We start from the raw sequence: 19,051 nt of genomic DNA, 5'->3' as shown, positions 1-19,051 counted from the left end.
GAGAGGTGATCGTATGCGGGAGAACCAGATCGAAACGGCGACCGCGCCACTGCGCGATGACATCCGGTTCCTGGGCGGCATCCTCGGGGAAACGATTCGCGATCACGAGGGCGCGGACGTCTTCGACCTGATCGAACGGGTCCGGGTGGAGGCGTTCAAGATTCGCCGCGAGGAGGTGGATCGCGATGCGGTCGCCGATATGCTGCGCGATCTCGACATAGCCACCGCGATACCGGTGATTCGCGCCTTCAGCCACTTCCTACTGCTCGCGAATCTGGCCGAGGATCTGCAGCGCGATCGCCGGCGCGCGGTGCATATCGCGGCGGGGGAGCCGCCCCAGGACTCCAGTCTGGCGGCCACCTATCGCAAACTCGACGCCGCGCGGCCCGATGGCGATCTGGTCGCCGATCTGCTCAGTGACGCCCTGGTCTCGCCCGTCATCACCGCGCACCCCACCGAAACCCGGCGGCGCACCATCTTCGATGTGCAGGCGCGCATCACCGAACTCATGAAGCAGCGCCAGCGCTACGGTGAGCACGAGGCCGAATTCGCCGTCATCGACACCGATATCCGGCGGCAGGTGCTGCAGCTGTGGCGGGCCGCGCTGATTCGCCTGGCGCGCTTGCGCATTCAGGACGAGATCGAGGTCGGCCTGCGGTACTACGACCTCACGCTGTTCGAGGTGATCCCGAAGATCAATGCCGATCTGCGCGACGCTCTGCGCGCCCGCTGGCCCGAACACGAGCTGCTGTCCCGGCCGATGCTGCGGCCCGGCTCCTGGATCGGCGGCGACCGGGACGGCAATCCCTTCGTCACCGCGGACGTGGTGCACCGCGCCACCCATCGCGCCGGATCGGTCGCCTTCGAGCGGTATTCGAAATCCCTTGTCGAACTGGAGAAATCGCTCTCGCAGTCGGCGCGCCTGGTACCGGTGACACCCGAACTGGCGGCCCTGGCCGATGCCGGATTCGATGACTCACCGCAGCGCGCCGACGAACCGTATCGCCGCGCCATTCGCGGCATCCGGGCGCGGCTCACCGCCTCGGCGCGGCAGGCCCTCGATGAAATCCCCACGGAGGGAGTCGATGTCGGGGCGCGGCCGTATGCCGGACCACAGGAATTGCTCGCTGATCTGAATGTGGTCGACGCGTCCATGCGCGCCTCGGGTGACGGTCTGCTCGCCGATGATCAGCTCGCCGCGCTGCGCGGTGCGGTGGAGACCTTCGGCTTCCATTTGCAGGGCCTGGATCTGCGGCAGAACTCCGAAACCCACGAGCAGGTGGTCGCCGAGCTGTTCGCCTGGGCCGGAGTGCATTCGGACTACGCCGCGCTGGACGAGGCGCAGCGGGTGGAGCTGCTCGCCGCCGAATTGACCACGCGCAGGCCACTTGTCAGCCCGGTCGCCGATCTCAGTGAATTGGCCGCCAAGGAGCTCGCGGTGGTGCGCGCCGCCAAGGCCGCCATCGATGATCTGGGGCCGGATACGGTGCCCAACTACATCATCAGCATGTGCACCTCGGTCAGCGATATGCTCGAGGCCGCGCTGCTGCTCAAGGAGGCGGGCATCCTGGATCCGGGTGACGCCGATACGCCGCCGTCGAGTTCGGTGGGCGTGGTGCCGCTCTTCGAGACCATCGACGATCTGCGCGGCGGTGCCGAAATCCTTTCCGCCGCATTGGAAGTTCCCGCGTACGCGCGGTTGGTGCGGGCGCGCGGCATGCAGCAGGAGATCATGCTCGGCTACTCCGACTCCAATAAGGACGGCGGATACCTGGCCGCCAACTGGGCGCTGTATCGGGCCGAGCTGGACCTGATCGACACCGCGCGCAAAACCGGAATTCGCATGCGGCTCTTCCACGGTCGCGGCGGCACCGTCGGTCGTGGCGGCGGCCGCAGCTATGACGCCATCCTGGCCCAGCCCGCGGGCGCGGTGCGGGGTTCGCTGCGCCTGACCGAACAGGGCGAGGTCATCTCCACCAAATACGCGGAGGCGGGCACCGCCTACCGCAATCTGGAAGCCCTGGTGGCGGGCACTCTGGAATCCACGCTGCTGGATGTGGAGGGCCTCGGTGACGATGCCGAACCCGCCTACGCGGTATTGGACGAGTTGGCCGAGCTTGCGCGCCAGGCGTATTCGCGCCTGGTCCACGAAACCCCTGGATTCGTCGAGTATTTCCGCGCCTCCACCCCGGTCGCCGAAGTCGCGGATCTCAATCTCGGCAGTCGCCCGGCCTCGCGCAAACCGACGAACTCCGTCTACGACCTGCGCGCCATCCCCTGGGTGATGTCCTGGAGTCAATCCCGGGTGATGCTCCCGGGCTGGTACGGCACCGGATCCGCCATCGAGGAGTGGATCGGCGACGACCCGGAACGCCTCGCGCAGTTGGCCGATCTCTACCGCCGCTGGCCGTTCTTCCAGACGGTGCTGTCGAACCTGGCGCAGGTCATGGCGAAGGCCGATATGGATATCGCGGCCACCTACGCCGAACTGGTCCCCGATGAAACCTTGCGCGCCACCGTCTTCGGCATGATCTGCGATGAGTTCAACCGCACCGCCCGCATGCACGCCGCCATCACCGGCGCGGACGAACTGCTCTCCGATAACCCGGCCCTGGCCGAATCCATCCATAATCGTTTCCCCTACCTCGAACCCATCAACCAACTCCAGGTCGAGCTATTGCGCCGCCGGCGCGCGGGCGATGACTCCGAACTGGTCGAACGCGGCATCCTGCTCACCATGAACGGCCTGGCCACCGCCCTGCGCAACTCCGGCTAGACAGCGGGTTCCTTGACGGGCGCGGCCGCCGCGGGCGCGCCCATCTGCCGCAGTGGCACCTCCACGATGGCGAGGGCGGCGATCACACCGATCGCGCACAGCACCGCCGACCACAGGAAGATGCTGTGGATACCGGATGCCACCCCGTGCAGGTAGGCATCGCGCACGGCGGCGGGCAGCTTGCCCAGCGCGGACGGATCCGGTTGCGCGCCAGTGGTATTGCCCTGTCCGGTCATTGCGGCGGTGAGCTGCCGGTTGAACAGCGCACCGAACAGCGCCACCCCGAAGGAGCCGCCCAGCGTGCGGAACAGGGTGGACACCCCCGATGCCGCGCCGATGTCCTTCATGGCCACGCTGTTCTGCGCGATCAGCATGGTCATCTGCATGAGGAATCCCATACCCGCGCCCAGCAGCACCATGTAGCTGCCCGAGGTGAGTCGGCTGGTGCCGGTATCGACCGTGGCCATGGCGATGCTGCCCGCGGTCAGGAAGAGCGCGCCGAGGATCGGAAAAACCTTGTAGCGACCGGTTCTGCTCATCACCCGGCCCGCGATCTGGGAGACCACGATGACGGGCACCATCATCGGCAGCAGGAGCAGTCCCGAATTCGAGGCGGACGCGCCCTGCACGGTCTGCTGGAACAGCGGCAGGAAGCTCACCGCGCCGAACATGGCCACACCGGCCACCGCCGACAGGATCGCGGTCAGGGTGAAGTTGCGATTGGTGAACAGCCCGAGCGGGATGATCGGCTCGGTCGCGCGGGTCTGCGACCACGCGAACGCGGCGAGCCCGAGCACCGCCACCGCGATCACGGTGAGCATTTGCGCTGAGCCCCAAGCATATTGGTTGCCGCCCCAGGTGGTGGCGAGCACGATCGCGGAGATGGTGACGGTGAGCAGGGCCGCGCCCGGATAGTCGATCTTGGCATTGGGCCGCCGCGCGGTCAGATGCAGTGTGGTCTGGCACCACACCAGGGCGATGAGTCCGAGCGGCAGGTTGAGGTAGAAGGCCCAGCGCCAGCCGAAGTTGTCGGTGACGATACCGCCGAGCAGCGGTCCGCCGATGGTCGCCAATGCCATGACCGAGGCGGTCATGCCCATGTACTTGGCGCGCTCACGCGGCGGAATCAGTTCGCCGATGATGGCCATCGCGCCGGCGGCCAGCCCGCCCGCGCCGATGCCCTGGAGCACTCGGAATCCGATGAGCTGCTCCATGCTCTGCGCGGCTCCGGACAGTCCGGAGCCGATCAGGAAGATCACGATCGAGGCGAGGAAATTGTTCTTGCGGCCGAACAGGTCTCCCAGTTTGGCCCAGATCGGGGTGGATGCGGCGGTCGCCAGCGTGTAGGCGGAGACCACCCAGGACAGGTGTTCGAGGCCGCCGAGTTCACCGACGATCGTCGGCATGGCGGTGCCGACGATCATGTTGTCGAGCATTCCCAGCAGCATGGCGAGCATGACGCCCAGCAGCACCCAGCGCACATTGTGCGGGGTGGTCCGAGCCGTGATTGTTCCGGTCATGACTCCAGAAAAACATAACGACTTAAAAAATTCAATGGAGTTAAAAATTTGTACGACTTAGGTCAGTCGGCTACGATGCGGTCATGAGTGGACTGCGCGAGCGGAAGAAGGCACAGACCCGCAAGAACCTGGCCGATGTGGCCATGCGGCTGTTCATCGAGCGCGGTTACGACGCGGTCAGCGTCAAGGAGATCGCCGAGGCCGCCGATGTCTCGGTGCCCACGCTCTTCGCGCACTTCCCGGACGGGAAGGAATCGCTTGTTTTCGACCTCGACGCCGATCGCGAACAGGGCCTGATCGCCGCCGTCCGCGATCGCGCGCCCGGCACCACGGTGCTCGAGGGCCTCCGCGACGCGTTCTTGGAATCCGCCGCGGGCGGGGAGACCCAGGAAATGCGGGACTTCATGCGCCTCGTGCACGAAACCCCGGTGCTCACCGGCTATTTCCGGCGCATGTGGCAGCGTCACGAAGGTGCGCTGGCACGAGCGATCGCCGAGGATCTGGGCCGCGATCCGGACGATGTCGCCGTTAGAGCACTGGCGCACTTCGTCTTCGGCGCGATGGACGTCGCGCGGCGCGGTGAGACACCGGCCGCGGACTTCACTCGCATCTTCGAACTGCTCGAAACCGGCTGGGGTCCGATCGTCAGGAAGTGAACGCCGCGGCGTGATCGCGGGCCCAGGCCGCGTAGGTGCCGGGTGCGCGGCCGAGCACTCGCTCCACATCATCGGTGACGATGGCATTGCCGCCCGCGCGCACGAATGCCTGCCCGGCGGATGCGCCGTCCGCGAATTCCTCGGACATGCCCGCGCCGAGCATGAATTCGCGGGCTCGGTCCTGGTCGATATCGGCCACCTCGATCGGCCGGTTCAGCACGGCGGACAGTGCGGCGGCCTGATCGCGGGTGGTGAGCAGATCCGGGCCGGTGAGAGTGAGGATGCGGCCCGAATGCGTATCCGAGAGCAGGGTTTCCACGGCTACGGCGGCGACATCGCGCGGATCGATGACGCCCTGCGTGCCATCACCGGTCAGATTCGGCACCGCCTGACCGGCCTGGATCATGGGTGACCAGCTGAGCGTATTGCTCGCGAAACTGCTGGGCCGCAGGATCGTCCACGCCACCCCGCTGTCCCGAACGGCCTGTTCACCGGCCAGATGCCAGGTGCCGACGCGACCCAATTCCGGTTCGCCGGTGCCGATGGCCGACAGCTTCACGATCCGCCGGACTCCGGCTGCGCGCGCGGCGTTCACCAGCGCACGGTCCAGTTCGACGAACTCCGGGCCGAGCAAGCCCACGATGAACGCGGCCTCGGCACCTTCGAAAGCCGCTGCCATGGAATCGGTGTCGGCGTAGTCACCGCGCACCACCTCCACGCCTTCGGGCAGCTGTGCCGCCTCGGGATCGCGGGTCACGGCCCGCACCTTCACTTCTCGTGCCGCCAGCTGCCGCACGACCGCACTGCCAATGGTTCCGGTTGCACCGGTGATAACGATCATGCTGCCAACAATGCCGCCGCCCCTACCTCGCGCTATAGGAAAAACCGGCACACTTCGGGGACTCCGCACGGCCTACAGTGGATCGGGTGACCGCTCTGATGAACCCGGCCGTGGTGACCGCCGACGGCTTCGAGGACGCCCTGCCGCCCTCGGAGGCATTGCGCCCCTGGATCACCGAGATCGGCCGCATCGACCCCCGCACCGATCTGCCCCCGCGCTTCACCCATCTCCCGCACGCCGCGACCACGATCGTGCTGCGCGCGGAGCCCTCCGGTCGTCGCGACGCCCTGGTGATCGGCCCGCGCACCCGCGCCACCTACGCCGGTGCGAAAGAACCCCTGGGCTGCCTCCGGCTCCGATTGGCTCCCGGCGTCGCCCAGCCGCTATTGGGCGCTCCCGCAGCCGATCTCACCGACCGTGTCCTGCGGCTGGCCGATATGCCCGGCCCCGCGGCCGATCTCGCGGGAGCGCTCACCGAGATCGACCTCGATGAGGTGCTCACCTTTCTGGAATCCGCACTCCCGCGCGCACTTTCGGAGAGCTCCACCCGCCGCGAACATCGCCGCCTGCTCGACACCGCGGTCGCCGCCATCCACCGCTCCACCCCGATGCCCGAAGTGGCGACCACCCTCGCGGTCAGCGAACGCCAACTGCGCAACCTCTTCACCGCCGGTGTCGGCGTCTCACCCAAGCATTACGCCCGCATCACCCGAATCCGCCAGGTCCTGGCGGCGGCGGGAAACACCCCCTGGTCCGATATCGCCACCACCACAGGCTATTTCGACCAATCCCACCTGACATCCGACTTCCGCGCCCTGATGGGAGTCACACCCGGCAAGTTCGTCAGGGGCGATCTGCCCGCCCCCACCGCGTGCCAGCGGACCACGCGTCTGTGAGGGCCGCCGCGCCGATCAGCGGCCCAGTCGGGTGACCGCCGTGTACGGCCAGTCGCCGGGTGCGCGGGGATCGGGCTGCGGACCCTCGAGCGCGGCGCGGTGCAGCGGGGTGGTGAGGCGGCCGAATCGGTTGGCGCCCGCCGCTATCGGTTCGAGGTATTCGACTGTCCAGCCGTGGGTTTCGAAGAAGGCGATGCCATTCGCGGGGAGGAATCGCATGGGGGACTGTTCGAGCAGCCCGACCTTGCGATCGGCCATCAGCTTGGCCACCCCGGGGGTGCTGAGTTCGAGGCACCAGCCCGCGATGTCGGGACGGGTGAAGGACTTGGACAGGGCTACGACATCGGGTTCGGGCAGGTACATGAGCAGCCCCTCGGTCACGATGAGGGCCCGCCCGATATCCGCGAGGGCGGAATCCAGGAAGGCCGCCAGCGCGTCCGAATCGGTGAGATCGATTGCGGTGCGGCTCAATCGGCACGCGGGGGTCTCGGCGGCCAGCAGGGTGTTCTTCTCCGCGATCAGGCCCGGCAGATCGGCTTCGATCCAGCGCAATTCGGCGGGCAGGTCCATGCGGTAGGGGCGGGTGTCCAGGCCCGCACCGAGATTCAGCACGGCATCGCAGCCCTCGGCGACGGCGGTGGCGATCTGGTCGTCGATCAGCCTGGTGCGGGTCACGAAGTACCAGTCGTCATCGAGTTTGCGCCCGGCCGCCGCGGCGATCTCACGGCCGCGCTCACCCGCGAGGCGATCGGCCAGCGGATCACGGAACAGCGCGTCGGGCCGGGCCGATTCGGCGGCCCGGCGGGCAGCCACCCAGCGCGCGGTATCGGATACGTGGTTCACCAGTGGTTCGGCGGATGCCATCTGCCCGACTCCTTCGCCCGCCCGGCGGTCTGCGGGCGTCCCCAGTCAGTTCTAGAGGACACCGGCGGCCGCCGCCAGCGGGGGATGTTTGCGATTGGATTGCCGAGGTAATAGATACGTCGATTGGCTTTCGATATTCATTCAGACCTCAACGACGAGGAGATTGGAATGACTTTCGAACTCTCGGCCGAATACTCCGCACAGCCCCTGCATATAGTGCTGGTCGCGCCACCCTACTTCGATATTCCACCCGCCGGATACGGCGGCGTCGAGGCCATGGTCGCGACGCTCGCCGATTCGCTGGTCGATCGGGGACACCGGGTGACGCTGCTCGGCGCGGGTCGCGCCGGGACCAAGGCGCGGTTCATCCGGGTCTGGGACGAGGTGCTCACCGCGCGCCTCGGTGAAACATTTCCCGAAGTCGTGAATGCTATGAAGGTGTGCCGGATCATCGAGGAACTCCATGCCGAGGACCCGGTGGACATCGTGCATGACCACACCTTCGCGGGTCCGCTCAACGCTGCCGCCTATCGGCTGCTCGGCATCCCGACGGTGGTGACGGTGCACGGTCCGGTCGATGCGGATATGCGCGAGTACTACGAATCCTTCGACCGCAGTGCCCACCTGATCGCCATCAGTGATCGGCAGCGCGAATTGGCCCCGGGATTGCCTTGGATTGCCCGCGTGCACAATGCGATTCGACCGGAGGAATGGCCGTTCCGAGCCGAGAAAATGGATTACGGGCTGTTCCTGGGCCGGTATTCACCGTCGAAAGCGCCCGATCTCGCCCTCGCGGCCGCGCATGCCGCGGGTTTGCGGCTGATTCTGGCGGGTAAATGCAATGAACCGCCCGAGAAGGCGTACTTCGAACAGGCGATCAAGCCGCTGCTCACCGCGTCCGATCAGGTTTTCGGCGAGGCCGACGCCATCGCCAAGCGGGAACTGCTGGCGGGCGCGCGCTGTCTGCTGTTTCCGATCCAGTGGGAGGAGCCGTTCGGTTTGGTGATGATCGAGGCGATGGTCTGCGGCACCCCGGTGATCGCCCTGCGCGGCGGTGCGGTCGCGGAGGTCATCGAACACGGGGTCACGGGCTTCATCTGTGAGGACCCCGCGGAATTGCCCGCGGCCATCGACCGGGCCGGGGAGATCGATCCGTACGCCTGCCGCGAGCGGGTGGAGCGGCTCTTCGCCGCCGATCACTTCGTGCGCGGTTACGAAGCGGCGTACCACGGTGCCATGGACGACGGCATGGATCGCACTCCCTCGCGAGTCGCGGACTACCGCAGCGTGATTCACACCGCGAAGGTCGCCGCCGAAACCGCCGCCCGGGCGGTGCCGGACGCCGTCGCCGGCGCGGTGCCCGATGCCGTCGCGATGACCGTGCCCGATACCGCCGCAGTGAGCCGCCGATGAGCATTTTCAATGCCGGGCCTCCATCACCGGTAGACGGTCGCGGGATCGTCACCCTGGTGGAGGCCGGATCCTTCTGTCTCTCCGACCAATTGGGCGATATCCATCCGGGTACCGCCCAGGGACTGTTCTACCGGGACGCCCGGCTGCTCTCGCGCTGGGAACTGCGGCTGGACAGCCATCCGCCGGAACACCTCGCGGTCATGATGGCGGAGGCGTTCCGGGCCCGCTTCGTGACCCGCAAACCGCCCAATCACGGTGTCGCCGACGCCACGGTGCTGGTGCTGCGCCGCCGCATGATCGGCGAGGGTATGCGCGAGACCATCACGGTGCACAATCTCGGCGACGAGGACACCGCCATGACGGTCACGCTCGCCGCGGACTCCGATTTCGCGGATCTGTTCGCGGTCAAGGACGGCCGAGTGCACAGCGGCGGTTGTGAACTCGCCGCCGACCAGGGCATGCTGCGGCTGACCGACCGCGCCAATTCCGGGCGCGGCCTCGTCATCACCGCCACCGAAGACCCTGTCGCACAACCGGGTTCGCTGAGCTGGCATATCGTCGTCCCGCGCCGCTCCACCTGGCAGACCGTGGTGCTGTGCCAGCCGATCGTCGGACACCATCCGGTCGCGGTGAACCTGGACGACGATTCGAATGACAACCCGTCCAACAAGATTCGGCAGTGGCGCGCCACCGCCACCAGCCTCACCGCCAGCGGTGCGGGCCTGAACGCCATCCTGCAGCGCACCGAGAGCGACCTCGGCGCACTGCGCATGGACGATCCGAACAACGGCACCGCGTACGTGGCCGCGGGCGCACCCTGGTTCATGGCCCTGTTCGGCCGCGACAGCCTGCTCACCTCGTGGATGGCGCTGGTGCTGGATTCGGCACTGGCCCTGGGCACGCTCCGGCAGCTGGCGAAACTCCAAGGCACACAGCACAATCCGCTCACCGAGGAGGAACCCGGCCGCATCATGCACGAAATGCGGCACGGCCCGGGCGGCGATGCCGTGCTCGGCGGCAGCGTCTATTACGGAACCGCCGACGCCACACCGCTTTTCGTCATGCTGCTGGCCGAATGCCTGCAATGGGGTGTGGACCGCTCCGCCATCGCCGAACTGCTGCCCGCCGCCGACGCCGCGCTGGCCTGGATCGACGAGTACGGCGACAGCGACGGTGACGGCTTCGTCGAATACCGCCGCAAAACCGATCGAGGACTGGCCAATCAGGGCTGGAAGGACAGCTGGGACGCGATCAGCTTCGCCGACGGCCGCCTCGCCGATCCGCCGCTGGCCCTGTGCGAGGTGCAGGGCTACGTCTACGCCGCCCGCCTGGGCCGGGCCGATCTGGCCGAAGCCTTCGGCGATCCCGCCCTCGCCCAGCGCCTGCGCGCTCAGGCTCAGGATTTGAAACAGCGCTTCGATCAAGCCTTCTGGATGCCCTCGGAGAACCGCTACGCCCTCGCCCTGGACGGTGCCAAGCAACAGGTCGACACCGCCACCAGCAATGCGGGCCACTGCCTGTGGACCGGCATCGTCGAGGACGAGCGCGCCGAAGCCCTCATCGCGAGCCTCGGCGGCGCCGACCTGGACAGCGGATTCGGCTTGCGCACACTGTCTTCCACCGCTCGCCGCTACAACCCGATGGGCTATCACACCGGCTCGGTGTGGCCGCATGACACCGCGATCGTGGTCGCCGGACTGCTCCGCTACCGCCACATTCCGGGGGCGTTCGAACTGGCCGAGCGCCTGTCGGTGGGTCTGCTGGAGGCGATCGCCGAATTCGACGCCCGCCCGCCCGAACTCTTCTGCGGCTTCCCCCGCCCCGAATTCCATTCCCCCGTCCCGTACCCGACTTCCTGCTCCCCGCAGGCGTGGTCCAGTGCCGCACCGCTGCTGCTGATGCGCTCATTCCTGGGTCTGGCCCCGGATGTGCCGAACCGAACGCTCAATGTCGCGCCCAGGCTTCCGGCGCGGGCGGGCCGCATTCGCCTCTCGGATCTGCGCCTGGGTACCGCCGTGGTGACCATCGAGGCGCACGGCGACACCATCACCGTGGAGGGCCTGCCCGAGGACTGGCGACTGAATCAGGGCTGAGCGGACAGCGAAGCGCCAGCCGACTCGCGCTTTCCGGAGGGGGACAACGGAATACGGGAACCGGCTGGCGTATCTCGGACCGGCGCCTCGTATGACGGCCCGAAGATGGAGCAGCGGCCGAACGGAAAACCGTTCGGCCGCTTGATATCAGCTCGCGTAGGCGCGCAGTCTGTCGGCGCGCTCACCCTTGCGGAGCTTGGACATGACCTCGCGTTCGATCTGGCGGACGCGCTCGCGGGACAGCCCGAAGAGCTTGCCGATCTGATCGAGGGTGCGCGGCTGGCCGTCGTCCAGGCCGTAGCGCAGCCGGATGACCTGCTGTTCCCGCTCGTCGAGGGTGGCGAGCACCACTCGGACGTCGCGATGCAGCAGACCCGCGATCACCGCGGACTCGGCCGAGGTGGCCTCGGAATCCTCGATGAAATCGCCGAGCGGGGCCTCTTCGTCATTGCCGACCGGCATATCCAGCGATACCGGATCGCGGCTGTGGTCCAGCAGATCGGCGATCTTCTCCTGCGGGATACCCGATTCGCGGGCCAGTTCGGCATCGGTGGCCTCGCGCCCGAGCTGCTGGTGCAGTTCGCGCTTGATCCTGGCAAGCTTGTTGACCTGCTCCACCAGATGCACGGGCAGCCGGATGGTGCGACTCTGGTCGGCCATACCGCGGGTGATCGCCTGACGAATCCACCAGGTGGCGTACGTCGAGAACTTGAAGCCCTTGGTGTAGTCGAATTTCTCCATGGCGCGAATCAGACCCAGGTTGCCCTCCTGGATCAGGTCCAGCAGCGGCATACCGCGGCCGGTGTATCGCTTGGCCAGAGAAACCACGAGGCGCAGGTTGGCTTCGAGCAGGTGCTGGCGGGCGGACTGTCCTTCGCGAACCAGGATCGCGAGATCCTTCTTCTTGGCCGCGGACAATCGCTTACCCGTTTCCAGCAGGTGCTGAGCGTAGAGGCCCGCCTCGATGCGCTTCGCCAGCTCGACCTCGTCGGCGGCCGTGAGCAGCGCGGTCTTGCCAATGCCATTCAGGTACACGCGTACCAGGTCGGCTGCGGGGCTCTGGGCGTCGAGGTCCTGTTCGCTGATGCGCACGTCAGTGGTGGCGGGGCTTGTCATGACTTGCCTCCTGTCGGTGGTGTCTCGCTCCGTTCAACGGACCCGACATCAGGAAAGTTCCCAGCGATGGCGCTTATAAACCGTATCTGAGCTGCGGTTTCCGCTATCGACGGCTGAGAAGTTCCTGAGAAGGGCGTACAGTGCGGAACTTCGGAACCCGATCGGCGGCCATCGTTATCCGGGTGGTTGCCGCCGCCGGAACCCGAACTTCGGAGCGCGGCAATCGAATACGTGTGTACGGGCCTTGCCCTGCCGCTGGTCGTTCGAGTCTCTGTGTAACGATCCGCAGGTCGGAGGCATTCCAGAGGTACCCGCCGGATGAGATCCAAACGTGAGATAGCTCACGGAGATCAGATAAACTCCTGGTCACGGGGCGGAAACGAACCGGCCGCCGAGCGGAGTGCGTCGGCGGCCGGAAGTCGGACCCGGGCTGAGGTGTCAGCGCGGAGGGACAGGTTCGTCAGCGCGGGTGGATCAGGCCGTGCCGGACCAAACCGACCACCACGCCCAGCACCGCGGACTCGAATTCGGGGGTGGCCGCACCGCCGGTCTCGCTGAAGGCCAGCAGTTCCACCAATTCACTCAGCGGCAGCCCGTCCGGGCGCATACCGGCCAGCAGTGCGGCGGTGGCGTCATCCACCTCGTGCTGCCAGAGCGGACCGTCGCCGCGGTGCAGGCGGGCCACCTGCTGCTCCCAGCCTTCGGCTCCCGGGAGGTAGACGCGTTCCAGCGCGCTCTTGGAATCGACTTCGAAACGGCTCGCCAGCACCAGGTCCGGATCGGTGGCCACCGCGCGCAGCCACGCCGAGCGCTCGAAGTAGCGGCTCGCCTCATTGCCCAGCGGATCCTCGAAGGGATGGGTGAGGTCCTCGGCCAGGATCTCGGTGGGGCCTTCTATATCGCGCAGATAGACCACGCCGAAGCCGATGCCGTCGACCTTGGCGTCGGTGAACGCCTGCAACCAGCGCTCGGCCTGTTCCTGTGCCTGCGGTTCGCGCGGATCCAATCCGGCATCGCGCAACCAGGTTCCGACGTACAGCGCGGGATCGGCGATATCGCGCTGCACGATCCACGCGTCCACCCCCTGATCGGGCAGCCAGCTCGATACCCGCGCGCGCCAGTCCTCACCCTCCACGTGCACCCAGGAGGCCAGCAGTGCGGCCGTGCCGCCGGGGTTCAGCATGGCGGGCATTCCGGAGATGACGAGTTCGCTCGCACCGTCCATGGCGAGGCCGCTATCCCTATATGTGTGCTCGACGCGCGCCGGGCCGACCACGAACGGGGGATTGGCGACCACCTGATCGAAGCGGCGGCCCGCGACCGGCTCGTACCAGGAGCCCTGTCGCAGTTCGATATCCAGGCCGTTGAGCGCGGCGGTGGCCTCGGCCAGCCAGAGCGCGCGCTTGTTGAGATCGGTGCCGGTGACCTGCTTGCCGTAGGACGCGGCGTGAATGGCCTGTACGCCGCAGCCGGTGCCGAGATCGAGCACGGTGCCGACCGGACGGGTCGGGGTGGCGCGCAGCAGGGACAGGGATGCCTGGCCGACGCCGAGCACATGATCGGTGTCGAGGGTGCGGCGGCGCATGGAGTCGTCGAGGTCGGAGAGCACCCAGCGGGTGCCGTCGCCGAGATCGAGCGGGCGCAGATCCAGTGCGGGGCGGATATCGCCGCCATCGCGTTCGAGTAGCCCGGCCGTGACCGCACGGTCGATATCGACCGGGGCCAGCGCGGCCGCCACCTCGCGCTCGGGCATTGCGTCACCGAGCAGCAGCAGGCGCACCAGCGTGCCGAGTTCTCCGGCATCGCGGGCGGCGCGGCGCACCGGCACCGGCTCGGAGCGCCAGAGCGCGGCATGCGCCTCGTCGCCCAGTACCTCGAGGAGGGAATCGGAGTCGTAGCGGACTCGGGTCAGCGCCTTGCGGAGATCGGGGGCTAGGTCGGCGAGCAGGGACGAGGCGGTCGTCTGATTCGTCGGCATGAGTGGGAACTCTGCCACCGCAATCTTCGGGCATATTCGGGCGGCCCCGGTTCCCGCGTCGTATCGCTGGGTTCGCCGAATGTGCGCCGGGCGCAGGACGCGTGAATTCCCGCTCACTTCAACATCATTGAACGATCTCACCTGCGGTTATTCCGACCGCTCGGACCGATATTCGTTGCTACTGTGACCTGGTTCACAAGGGAGGTATCGCGGATGACATCCGATATCGAGACCGGCGGACCCGAGCCGGACTGGCAGCAGATCTACGACAGCCCCGAATTCCAGCGACTACGCCGGCGCTTCCGGCTCTTCGTCTTCCCCATGACCGCACTGTTCCTGGCCTGGTACGCGCTGTACGTACTGCTCGCGGACTACGCGCACGATTTCATGGCCACCAAGGTCGCCGGGAATATCAACCTCGGGCTGATTCTCGGCCTGCTGCAATTCCTCTCGACCTTCGTCATCACCGGCGTGTACGTGCGCTATGCCGATCGCAGGCTGGATCCGATCGCCGATGCGATCAGGGATGAAGTGGAAGGTCCGCGCGCATGACCGTATATATGGCGACGGCCGTCGAGGGCAGCCGGCCGGGGCTGAACATCACCATCTTCGCGATCTTCGTGGTCATCACGCTGGGCATAGTGTTCTGGGCCAGCCGTGATACTCGAACGGCCACAGACTATTACGCGGCCGGGCGGGCTTTCTCGGGACCGCAGAACGGGATCGCCATCTCGGGCGACTATCTGTCCGCCGCCAGCTTCCTCGGCATCGCGGGAGCCATCGCGCTGTCCGGCTACGACGGCTTCCTCTATTCGATCGGCTTTCTGGTGGCCTGGCTGGTAGCGCTGCTGCTGGTCGCCGAATTACTGCGCAACACAGGCAAATTCACGCTCGGCGATGTGCTGGCCTTCCGGATGCGACAGCGTCCGGTGCGGGCCGCGGCGGCCACCTCCACGCTCGCGGTGAGTCTGTTCTATCTGCTCGCGCAGATGGCGGGCGCGGGCGTGCTGGTATCGCTGCTGCTCGGCGTATCCGGCGGTGCCGGACAGAATCTCGTGATCGCGGTGGTCGGCGCGATCATGATCGTGTACGTGCTGGTTGGCGGTATGAAGGGCACCACCTGGGTGCAGATCGTCAAGGCGGCGTTGCTGATCGCCGCCGCCGGTGCCATGACGGTCTGGGTGCTCGCCAGGTACGGGATGAACCTGTCCAGCCTGCTACAGGACGCGGTCGATCACGGCGGCAAGGTGGGGGAGAAGCTGCTCGAGCCGGGGGTGAAATACGGCAAGAACGGGACGTCCAAACTCGACTTCCTGTCTCTCGCACTGGCTCTGGTGCTCGGAACGGCGGGTCTGCCGCATGTGCTGATGCGCTTCTATACGGTGCCGACGGCCAAGGACGCACGGCGGTCGGTGGTCTGGGCCATCGGGCTGATTGGCGTCTTCTACCTGTTCACCCTGGTGCTCGGCTACGGTGCGGGCGCACTGGTCGGACCGGAGAAGATCGCCAAAGCACCGGGTAAGGAGAATGCCGCCGCACCGCTGCTCGCGCTCGAACTCGGCGGTCCGGTGCTGCTGGGATTCGTTGCGGCCGTGGCCTTCGCGACGATCTTGGCGGTGGTCGCCGGGCTCACCATCACCGCCTCGGCCTCGTTCGCGCACGATGTGTACGCCAATGTCATCAAGCGCGGCAGTCCCGACGCCAAGGACAATGAGGTGACGGTCGCGCGCATCACCGCGGTGGTGATCGGCGCGCTGGCGATCGTGGGCGGCATTCTGGCGAAGAACCAGAATGTTGCCTTCCTGGTTGCCCTGGCGTTCGCGGTGGCGGCTTCGGCGAATCTGCCGACGCTGCTCTACTCGCTGTTCTGGCGGCGCTTCAATACCGCCGGGGCGCTGAGCAGCATCTACGGTGGGCTGGCGGTCACCATCGTGCTCATCGTGTTCTCCCCGGCGGTTTCCGGGACGCCCACGTCCATGATCAAAACCATGGACTTCCACTGGTTTCCGCTCGCGAACCCGGGGCTGGTGTCCATCCCGGTTTCGTTCGCTTTCGGCTGGCTGGGAACGGTGCTTTCCTCGGAACGCAATAATGCGAAGTATGCCGAGATGCAGGTGCGATCCCTGTCCGGCATAGGCGCGGAAAAGAAATAGTAATAAGAGATTAAAGAAATTGTCGCTACGGTGTCGCTGAAAACCGTTCCGGCATTGCAAGATCGAAAAATTCGAAGATCAAAAATACTGCTACGCAACGTGGTTGGGCTGTGTATGCTTCGGTCATGCACAGCCCCACTGCGAGGTGGGATGATGGCGAGGCGGTGTTCCAGGTGGACGTCAACAGGCTCCGAATGCGCCGTGCGACGATTATTGTCGTCGCACTCGGCGTACTGGTCCTTGCGGCGACCGGAGTGTTCGATCGATTGTTGCTCGGCGTATTCATAAGCGCCGGACTGGCTCTCGGTTGGATCAATGCGCAAGTGACGTGGATGTCCATTGTCCGCATCACCGATGCGGAAACTCCGAGCAAGCAGAAGCTCGCATTGTCCTCAGCCGCGCGCTTACTCATACTCACCGGCCTGTCCATTCTCGTCGCGTTCTTCACGCGCCCCTACGGGGTCGGAATCTTCTTCGGGCTGGCCGTCTTTCAATTGATTCTGGTACTGCACACCGCATTGCCCGAAGTGAAAGGGCTCCGACAGCAGCCATGAGCCATCCCGTCGCCCAGCTGACCGCAAATATGATCCTGAGCGCCGATGAGGGCTCGGAGCCGAAGATCCACGTCGGTGATCACGCCGTCGCGCACCTGTGGGGCCTGGAGTTCAATGTCGACACCATCGTGTCGACCACCGTGGCCGCGCTCATCGTGCTCGGACTAGCCTTCTATCTGCGCGTGAAGCTCACTTCCGGTGTCCCCAACGGTGTTCAGCTGTTCTTCGAGGCCGTCACCGTGCAGATGCGCAATCAGGTGGAGACCGCCATCGGCATGCGCGTCGCCCCCTTCGTGCTGCCACTGGCGGTCACGCTGTTCACGTTCATCCTGCTGTCCAATTGGTTATCGGTGCTGCCGGTGCAGTACGGCTCCGGGGAATTGATCGCCCCGCCGGCCTCGGATGTCAACTTCGTGTACGCGCTGGCGCTGTTCGTATTCGTGGCGTATCACGCCGCGGGTGTATCGCGGCGCGGGCCGGGCACACACGCCAAACAATTGCTCAAGGGTCACACCGGTTGGGGCCCCATGGTTTTCATCAATGTGATCGAGGAAATCGCCAAACCGCTTTCCCTGGCGCTGCGACTTTTCGGCAATATGTTCGCCGGTGGCGTCATGGTCGCGGTGATCACGCTGTTCCCGTTCTGGATCAGCTGGGGCCCGAATGCGATATGGAAGTTGTTCGACCTTTTCGTCGGCGCGATCCAGGCATTCATCTTCTCCCTGCTGACCGTCCTCTACTTCAGCCAGTCGATGTCGCTGGAGGATGAAAAGCACTGATCGGCACCGCTGTTCGGTGAGGATTTCCACAAAGGAAGTGAAAAATGGCAGACCCAGCAACCGCGAGTATCATCCAGGGCGCTCTTATCGGCGGCGGCATCATCCTGGCGGGCGGTGCGATCGGCGCTGGTATCGGTGACGGTCTCGCCGGCGCGGCATTGATCAATGGCGTCACCCGGCAGCCCGAGGCGGAAGGCCGCCTGCGCGGTAACTTCTTCCTGACCGTCGGTCTGGTGGAAGCGGCGTACTTCATCAACCTGGCGTTCATGGCGCTTTTCGTATTCGCGACTCCCGGTAAGTAGCGTAATCATGTCTCCGAGAACAGATGTGGAGGCCGCGGGGAACTTCCTGATTCCCAACGGCACCTTCTTCGTCGAGCTGGCGATCTTCCTGATCGTGCTCGGGGTCATCATGTTCTTCGTGGTCCCGCCGATCCGAAAGGTGCTGGCGGAACGGGAGGCTCGGGTCGAAGAGACGGCAGCGACCGCGAAATCGGCGACCGAACTGTTCGCCGAGGCCGAGGCCAGATACCAGACCGCACTGGAACAGGCTCGGTCCGAAGCGGCCGAGATCCGGAACCAGGCGCGTGCCGAAGGCCGGGCAATACTCGAAGAACTCCGTGGCGACGCCAAGAACGAGGTCGATCACATCGTCGCCGAATCCTCGGCACATTTGCGTGCCGAGGCCGATCAGGTCGCCGCCGAACTCCGCGAGGACGTCGAACCGCTGGCCCAGAATCTCGCCGATCGCATGCTCGGCGTGAAGGATAGACCCCGGACCAGCGCCGGTCAGCAGAGAGGCAGGGGGACGCCCTGATGCACACGAACGGCGTACTCGCCGAGGCGATTTACGACATCTCCTTCGATTGGCCGGTGTTCTTCAGCCAGCTGTTCGGGTTCGTCGTCATCGTATGGATCTTCGTGAAATACATCTTGCCACCATTGAAGAAGATAATGACCAAGGCGCAGGACACCGTCCGGCGTCAGCTGGAGGAGAGCGCGGACGCGGCCGATCGGCTGACCGACGCGAAATCCGCCTACGACAGCGCCATCGCCGAAGCCAAGGCCGAACTCGAGCGCATGCGGGCCGACGCCCGCACCGATGCCGATCGCATCATCGCGCAAATGCGGGAGGCGGCGGCCGAGGAAGTCGAACGGGTCCGCAAACAGGGCCGCGATCAGATCCTGCAGTACCGCAGGCAGTTGATGCGCGATCTGGAGGCCGATCTCTCGGCCGCCATGCTGGCTCTCACCGAAGAGAAGGTGCGCGAGCAGATCGGCACCCCGCAGGCCAGGTCCGAGAGCGTGGAGCGTTTCCTCGCCGATCTCGAGGCCCTGGCCAACTCGACCCCGGCCGTACGGCAGCAGCCGCAGACCGGGTTGAATTGATCAGAAATCGTGTGACATAGACAC

The 19,051-nt window shown here is 66.0% G+C and carries 17 protein-coding genes; 12 read left to right on the top strand and 5 right to left on the bottom strand.

Translation table 11 applies throughout. The annotated features are described in order from the left end of the window. Window positions 1-13 precede the first annotated feature (13 nt). The gene (ppc, locus tag ACFC0O_RS05705) at window positions 14-2,776 is read left to right on the top strand and encodes a phosphoenolpyruvate carboxylase (RefSeq protein ID WP_375954132.1); all 2,763 of its coding nucleotides are present in this window, start codon (window positions 14-16) and stop codon (window positions 2,774-2,776) included. On the opposite strand, the gene ACFC0O_RS05700 is transcribed toward ppc, so the two are convergent. After that, window positions 2,773-4,296, bottom strand: a complete 1,524-nt coding sequence (locus tag ACFC0O_RS05700; protein WP_375954130.1) for an MDR family MFS transporter — start codon at window positions 4,294-4,296, stop codon at window positions 2,773-2,775. The genes ppc and ACFC0O_RS05700 overlap by 4 nt on opposite strands. 83 nt (window positions 4,297-4,379) lie before the next feature. Between ACFC0O_RS05700 and ACFC0O_RS05695 the strand changes: the two genes are divergently transcribed. Beyond that, window positions 4,380-4,952: a TetR/AcrR family transcriptional regulator gene (locus tag ACFC0O_RS05695; protein ID WP_375954128.1), complete on the top strand. Its 573-nt coding sequence runs from the start codon at window positions 4,380-4,382 to the stop codon at window positions 4,950-4,952. On the opposite strand, the gene ACFC0O_RS05690 is transcribed toward ACFC0O_RS05695, so the two are convergent. Then, window positions 4,942-5,793 (bottom strand): NAD(P)H-binding protein, encoded by an 852-nt coding sequence (locus tag ACFC0O_RS05690; RefSeq protein WP_375954127.1) that lies wholly within the window; start codon window positions 5,791-5,793, stop codon window positions 4,942-4,944. The genes ACFC0O_RS05695 and ACFC0O_RS05690 overlap by 11 nt on opposite strands. Before the next feature lie 86 nt (window positions 5,794-5,879). Between ACFC0O_RS05690 and ACFC0O_RS05685 the strand changes: the two genes are divergently transcribed. Next, a complete protein-coding gene (locus ACFC0O_RS05685) occupies window positions 5,880-6,689 on the top strand; it encodes a helix-turn-helix domain-containing protein (RefSeq protein ID WP_375954125.1) in 810 nt (269 codons plus the stop codon). A 15-nt stretch (window positions 6,690-6,704) separates the two neighbouring features. On the opposite strand, the gene ACFC0O_RS05680 is transcribed toward ACFC0O_RS05685, so the two are convergent. Further along, on the bottom strand, window positions 6,705-7,553 hold the full coding sequence (locus ACFC0O_RS05680) for a class I SAM-dependent methyltransferase (RefSeq protein ID WP_375954123.1): 849 nt from the start codon (window positions 7,551-7,553) through the stop codon (window positions 6,705-6,707). Window positions 7,554-7,721: 168 nt separating this feature from the next. Between ACFC0O_RS05680 and ACFC0O_RS05675 the strand changes: the two genes are divergently transcribed. Next, on the top strand, window positions 7,722-8,966 hold the full coding sequence (locus ACFC0O_RS05675) for a glycosyltransferase family 4 protein (protein ID WP_375954121.1): 1,245 nt from the start codon (window positions 7,722-7,724) through the stop codon (window positions 8,964-8,966). Beyond that, window positions 8,963-11,059 carry a glycogen debranching N-terminal domain-containing protein gene (locus ACFC0O_RS05670; RefSeq protein ID WP_375954120.1) on the top strand — a complete coding sequence of 699 codons (2,097 nt, stop codon included), beginning with the start codon at window positions 8,963-8,965 and terminating at the stop codon, window positions 11,057-11,059. Before ACFC0O_RS05675 ends, ACFC0O_RS05670 begins: the two co-directional genes overlap by 4 nt. Before the next feature lie 147 nt (window positions 11,060-11,206). On the opposite strand, the gene ACFC0O_RS05665 is transcribed toward ACFC0O_RS05670, so the two are convergent. Continuing rightward, entirely contained in the window at window positions 11,207-12,175 is a 969-nt protein-coding gene (locus ACFC0O_RS05665) for a sigma-70 family RNA polymerase sigma factor (RefSeq protein WP_364631520.1), read from the bottom strand. Between the two features lie 460 nt (window positions 12,176-12,635). After that, window positions 12,636-14,153 carry a methyltransferase gene (locus ACFC0O_RS05660; protein WP_375954118.1) on the bottom strand — a complete coding sequence of 506 codons (1,518 nt, stop codon included), beginning with the start codon at window positions 14,151-14,153 and terminating at the stop codon, window positions 12,636-12,638. A 213-nt stretch (window positions 14,154-14,366) separates the two neighbouring features. On the opposite strand from ACFC0O_RS05660, the gene ACFC0O_RS05655 reads away from it, so the two are divergent. The 7 genes from ACFC0O_RS05655 to ACFC0O_RS05625 all read left to right on the top strand — a co-directional run bounded on the left by ACFC0O_RS05655 (window position 14,367) and on the right by ACFC0O_RS05625 (window position 19,027). Beyond that, window positions 14,367-14,705 (top strand): DUF485 domain-containing protein, encoded by a 339-nt coding sequence (locus ACFC0O_RS05655; protein ID WP_375954116.1) that lies wholly within the window; start codon window positions 14,367-14,369, stop codon window positions 14,703-14,705. Further along, window positions 14,702-16,306 carry a cation acetate symporter gene (locus ACFC0O_RS05650; protein WP_375954114.1) on the top strand — a complete coding sequence of 535 codons (1,605 nt, stop codon included), beginning with the start codon at window positions 14,702-14,704 and terminating at the stop codon, window positions 16,304-16,306. Before ACFC0O_RS05655 ends, ACFC0O_RS05650 begins: the two co-directional genes overlap by 4 nt. A gap of 125 nt (window positions 16,307-16,431) precedes the next feature. Further along, a complete protein-coding gene (locus ACFC0O_RS05645; protein ID WP_375954112.1) occupies window positions 16,432-16,860 on the top strand; it encodes a hypothetical protein in 429 nt (142 codons plus the stop codon). 29 nt (window positions 16,861-16,889) lie between these two features. Further along, the gene (atpB, locus tag ACFC0O_RS05640) at window positions 16,890-17,639 is read left to right on the top strand and encodes a F0F1 ATP synthase subunit A (protein ID WP_375955967.1); all 750 of its coding nucleotides are present in this window, start codon (window positions 16,890-16,892) and stop codon (window positions 17,637-17,639) included. A 44-nt stretch (window positions 17,640-17,683) separates the two neighbouring features. After that, on the top strand, window positions 17,684-17,941 hold the full coding sequence (locus ACFC0O_RS05635; RefSeq protein WP_364631538.1) for a F0F1 ATP synthase subunit C: 258 nt from the start codon (window positions 17,684-17,686) through the stop codon (window positions 17,939-17,941). 7 nt (window positions 17,942-17,948) lie between these two features. Continuing rightward, window positions 17,949-18,455, top strand: coding sequence for a F0F1 ATP synthase subunit B (locus ACFC0O_RS05630; RefSeq protein WP_364631541.1), 507 nt, complete (start codon window positions 17,949-17,951; stop codon window positions 18,453-18,455). After that, entirely contained in the window at window positions 18,455-19,027 is a 573-nt protein-coding gene (locus tag ACFC0O_RS05625) for a hypothetical protein (protein WP_375954110.1), read from the top strand. The genes ACFC0O_RS05630 and ACFC0O_RS05625 overlap by 1 nt, the downstream gene beginning before the upstream one ends. The last annotated feature ends 24 nt before the right edge of the window (window positions 19,028-19,051 follow it).

Source organism: Nocardia sp. NPDC056100 (assembly GCF_042266325.1).
Classification (GTDB): Bacteria; Actinomycetota; Actinomycetes; order Mycobacteriales; family Mycobacteriaceae; genus Nocardia.
Note: the sequence above shows the minus strand (reverse complement) of the source record. Positions and strands in the feature narration are given on the sequence as shown.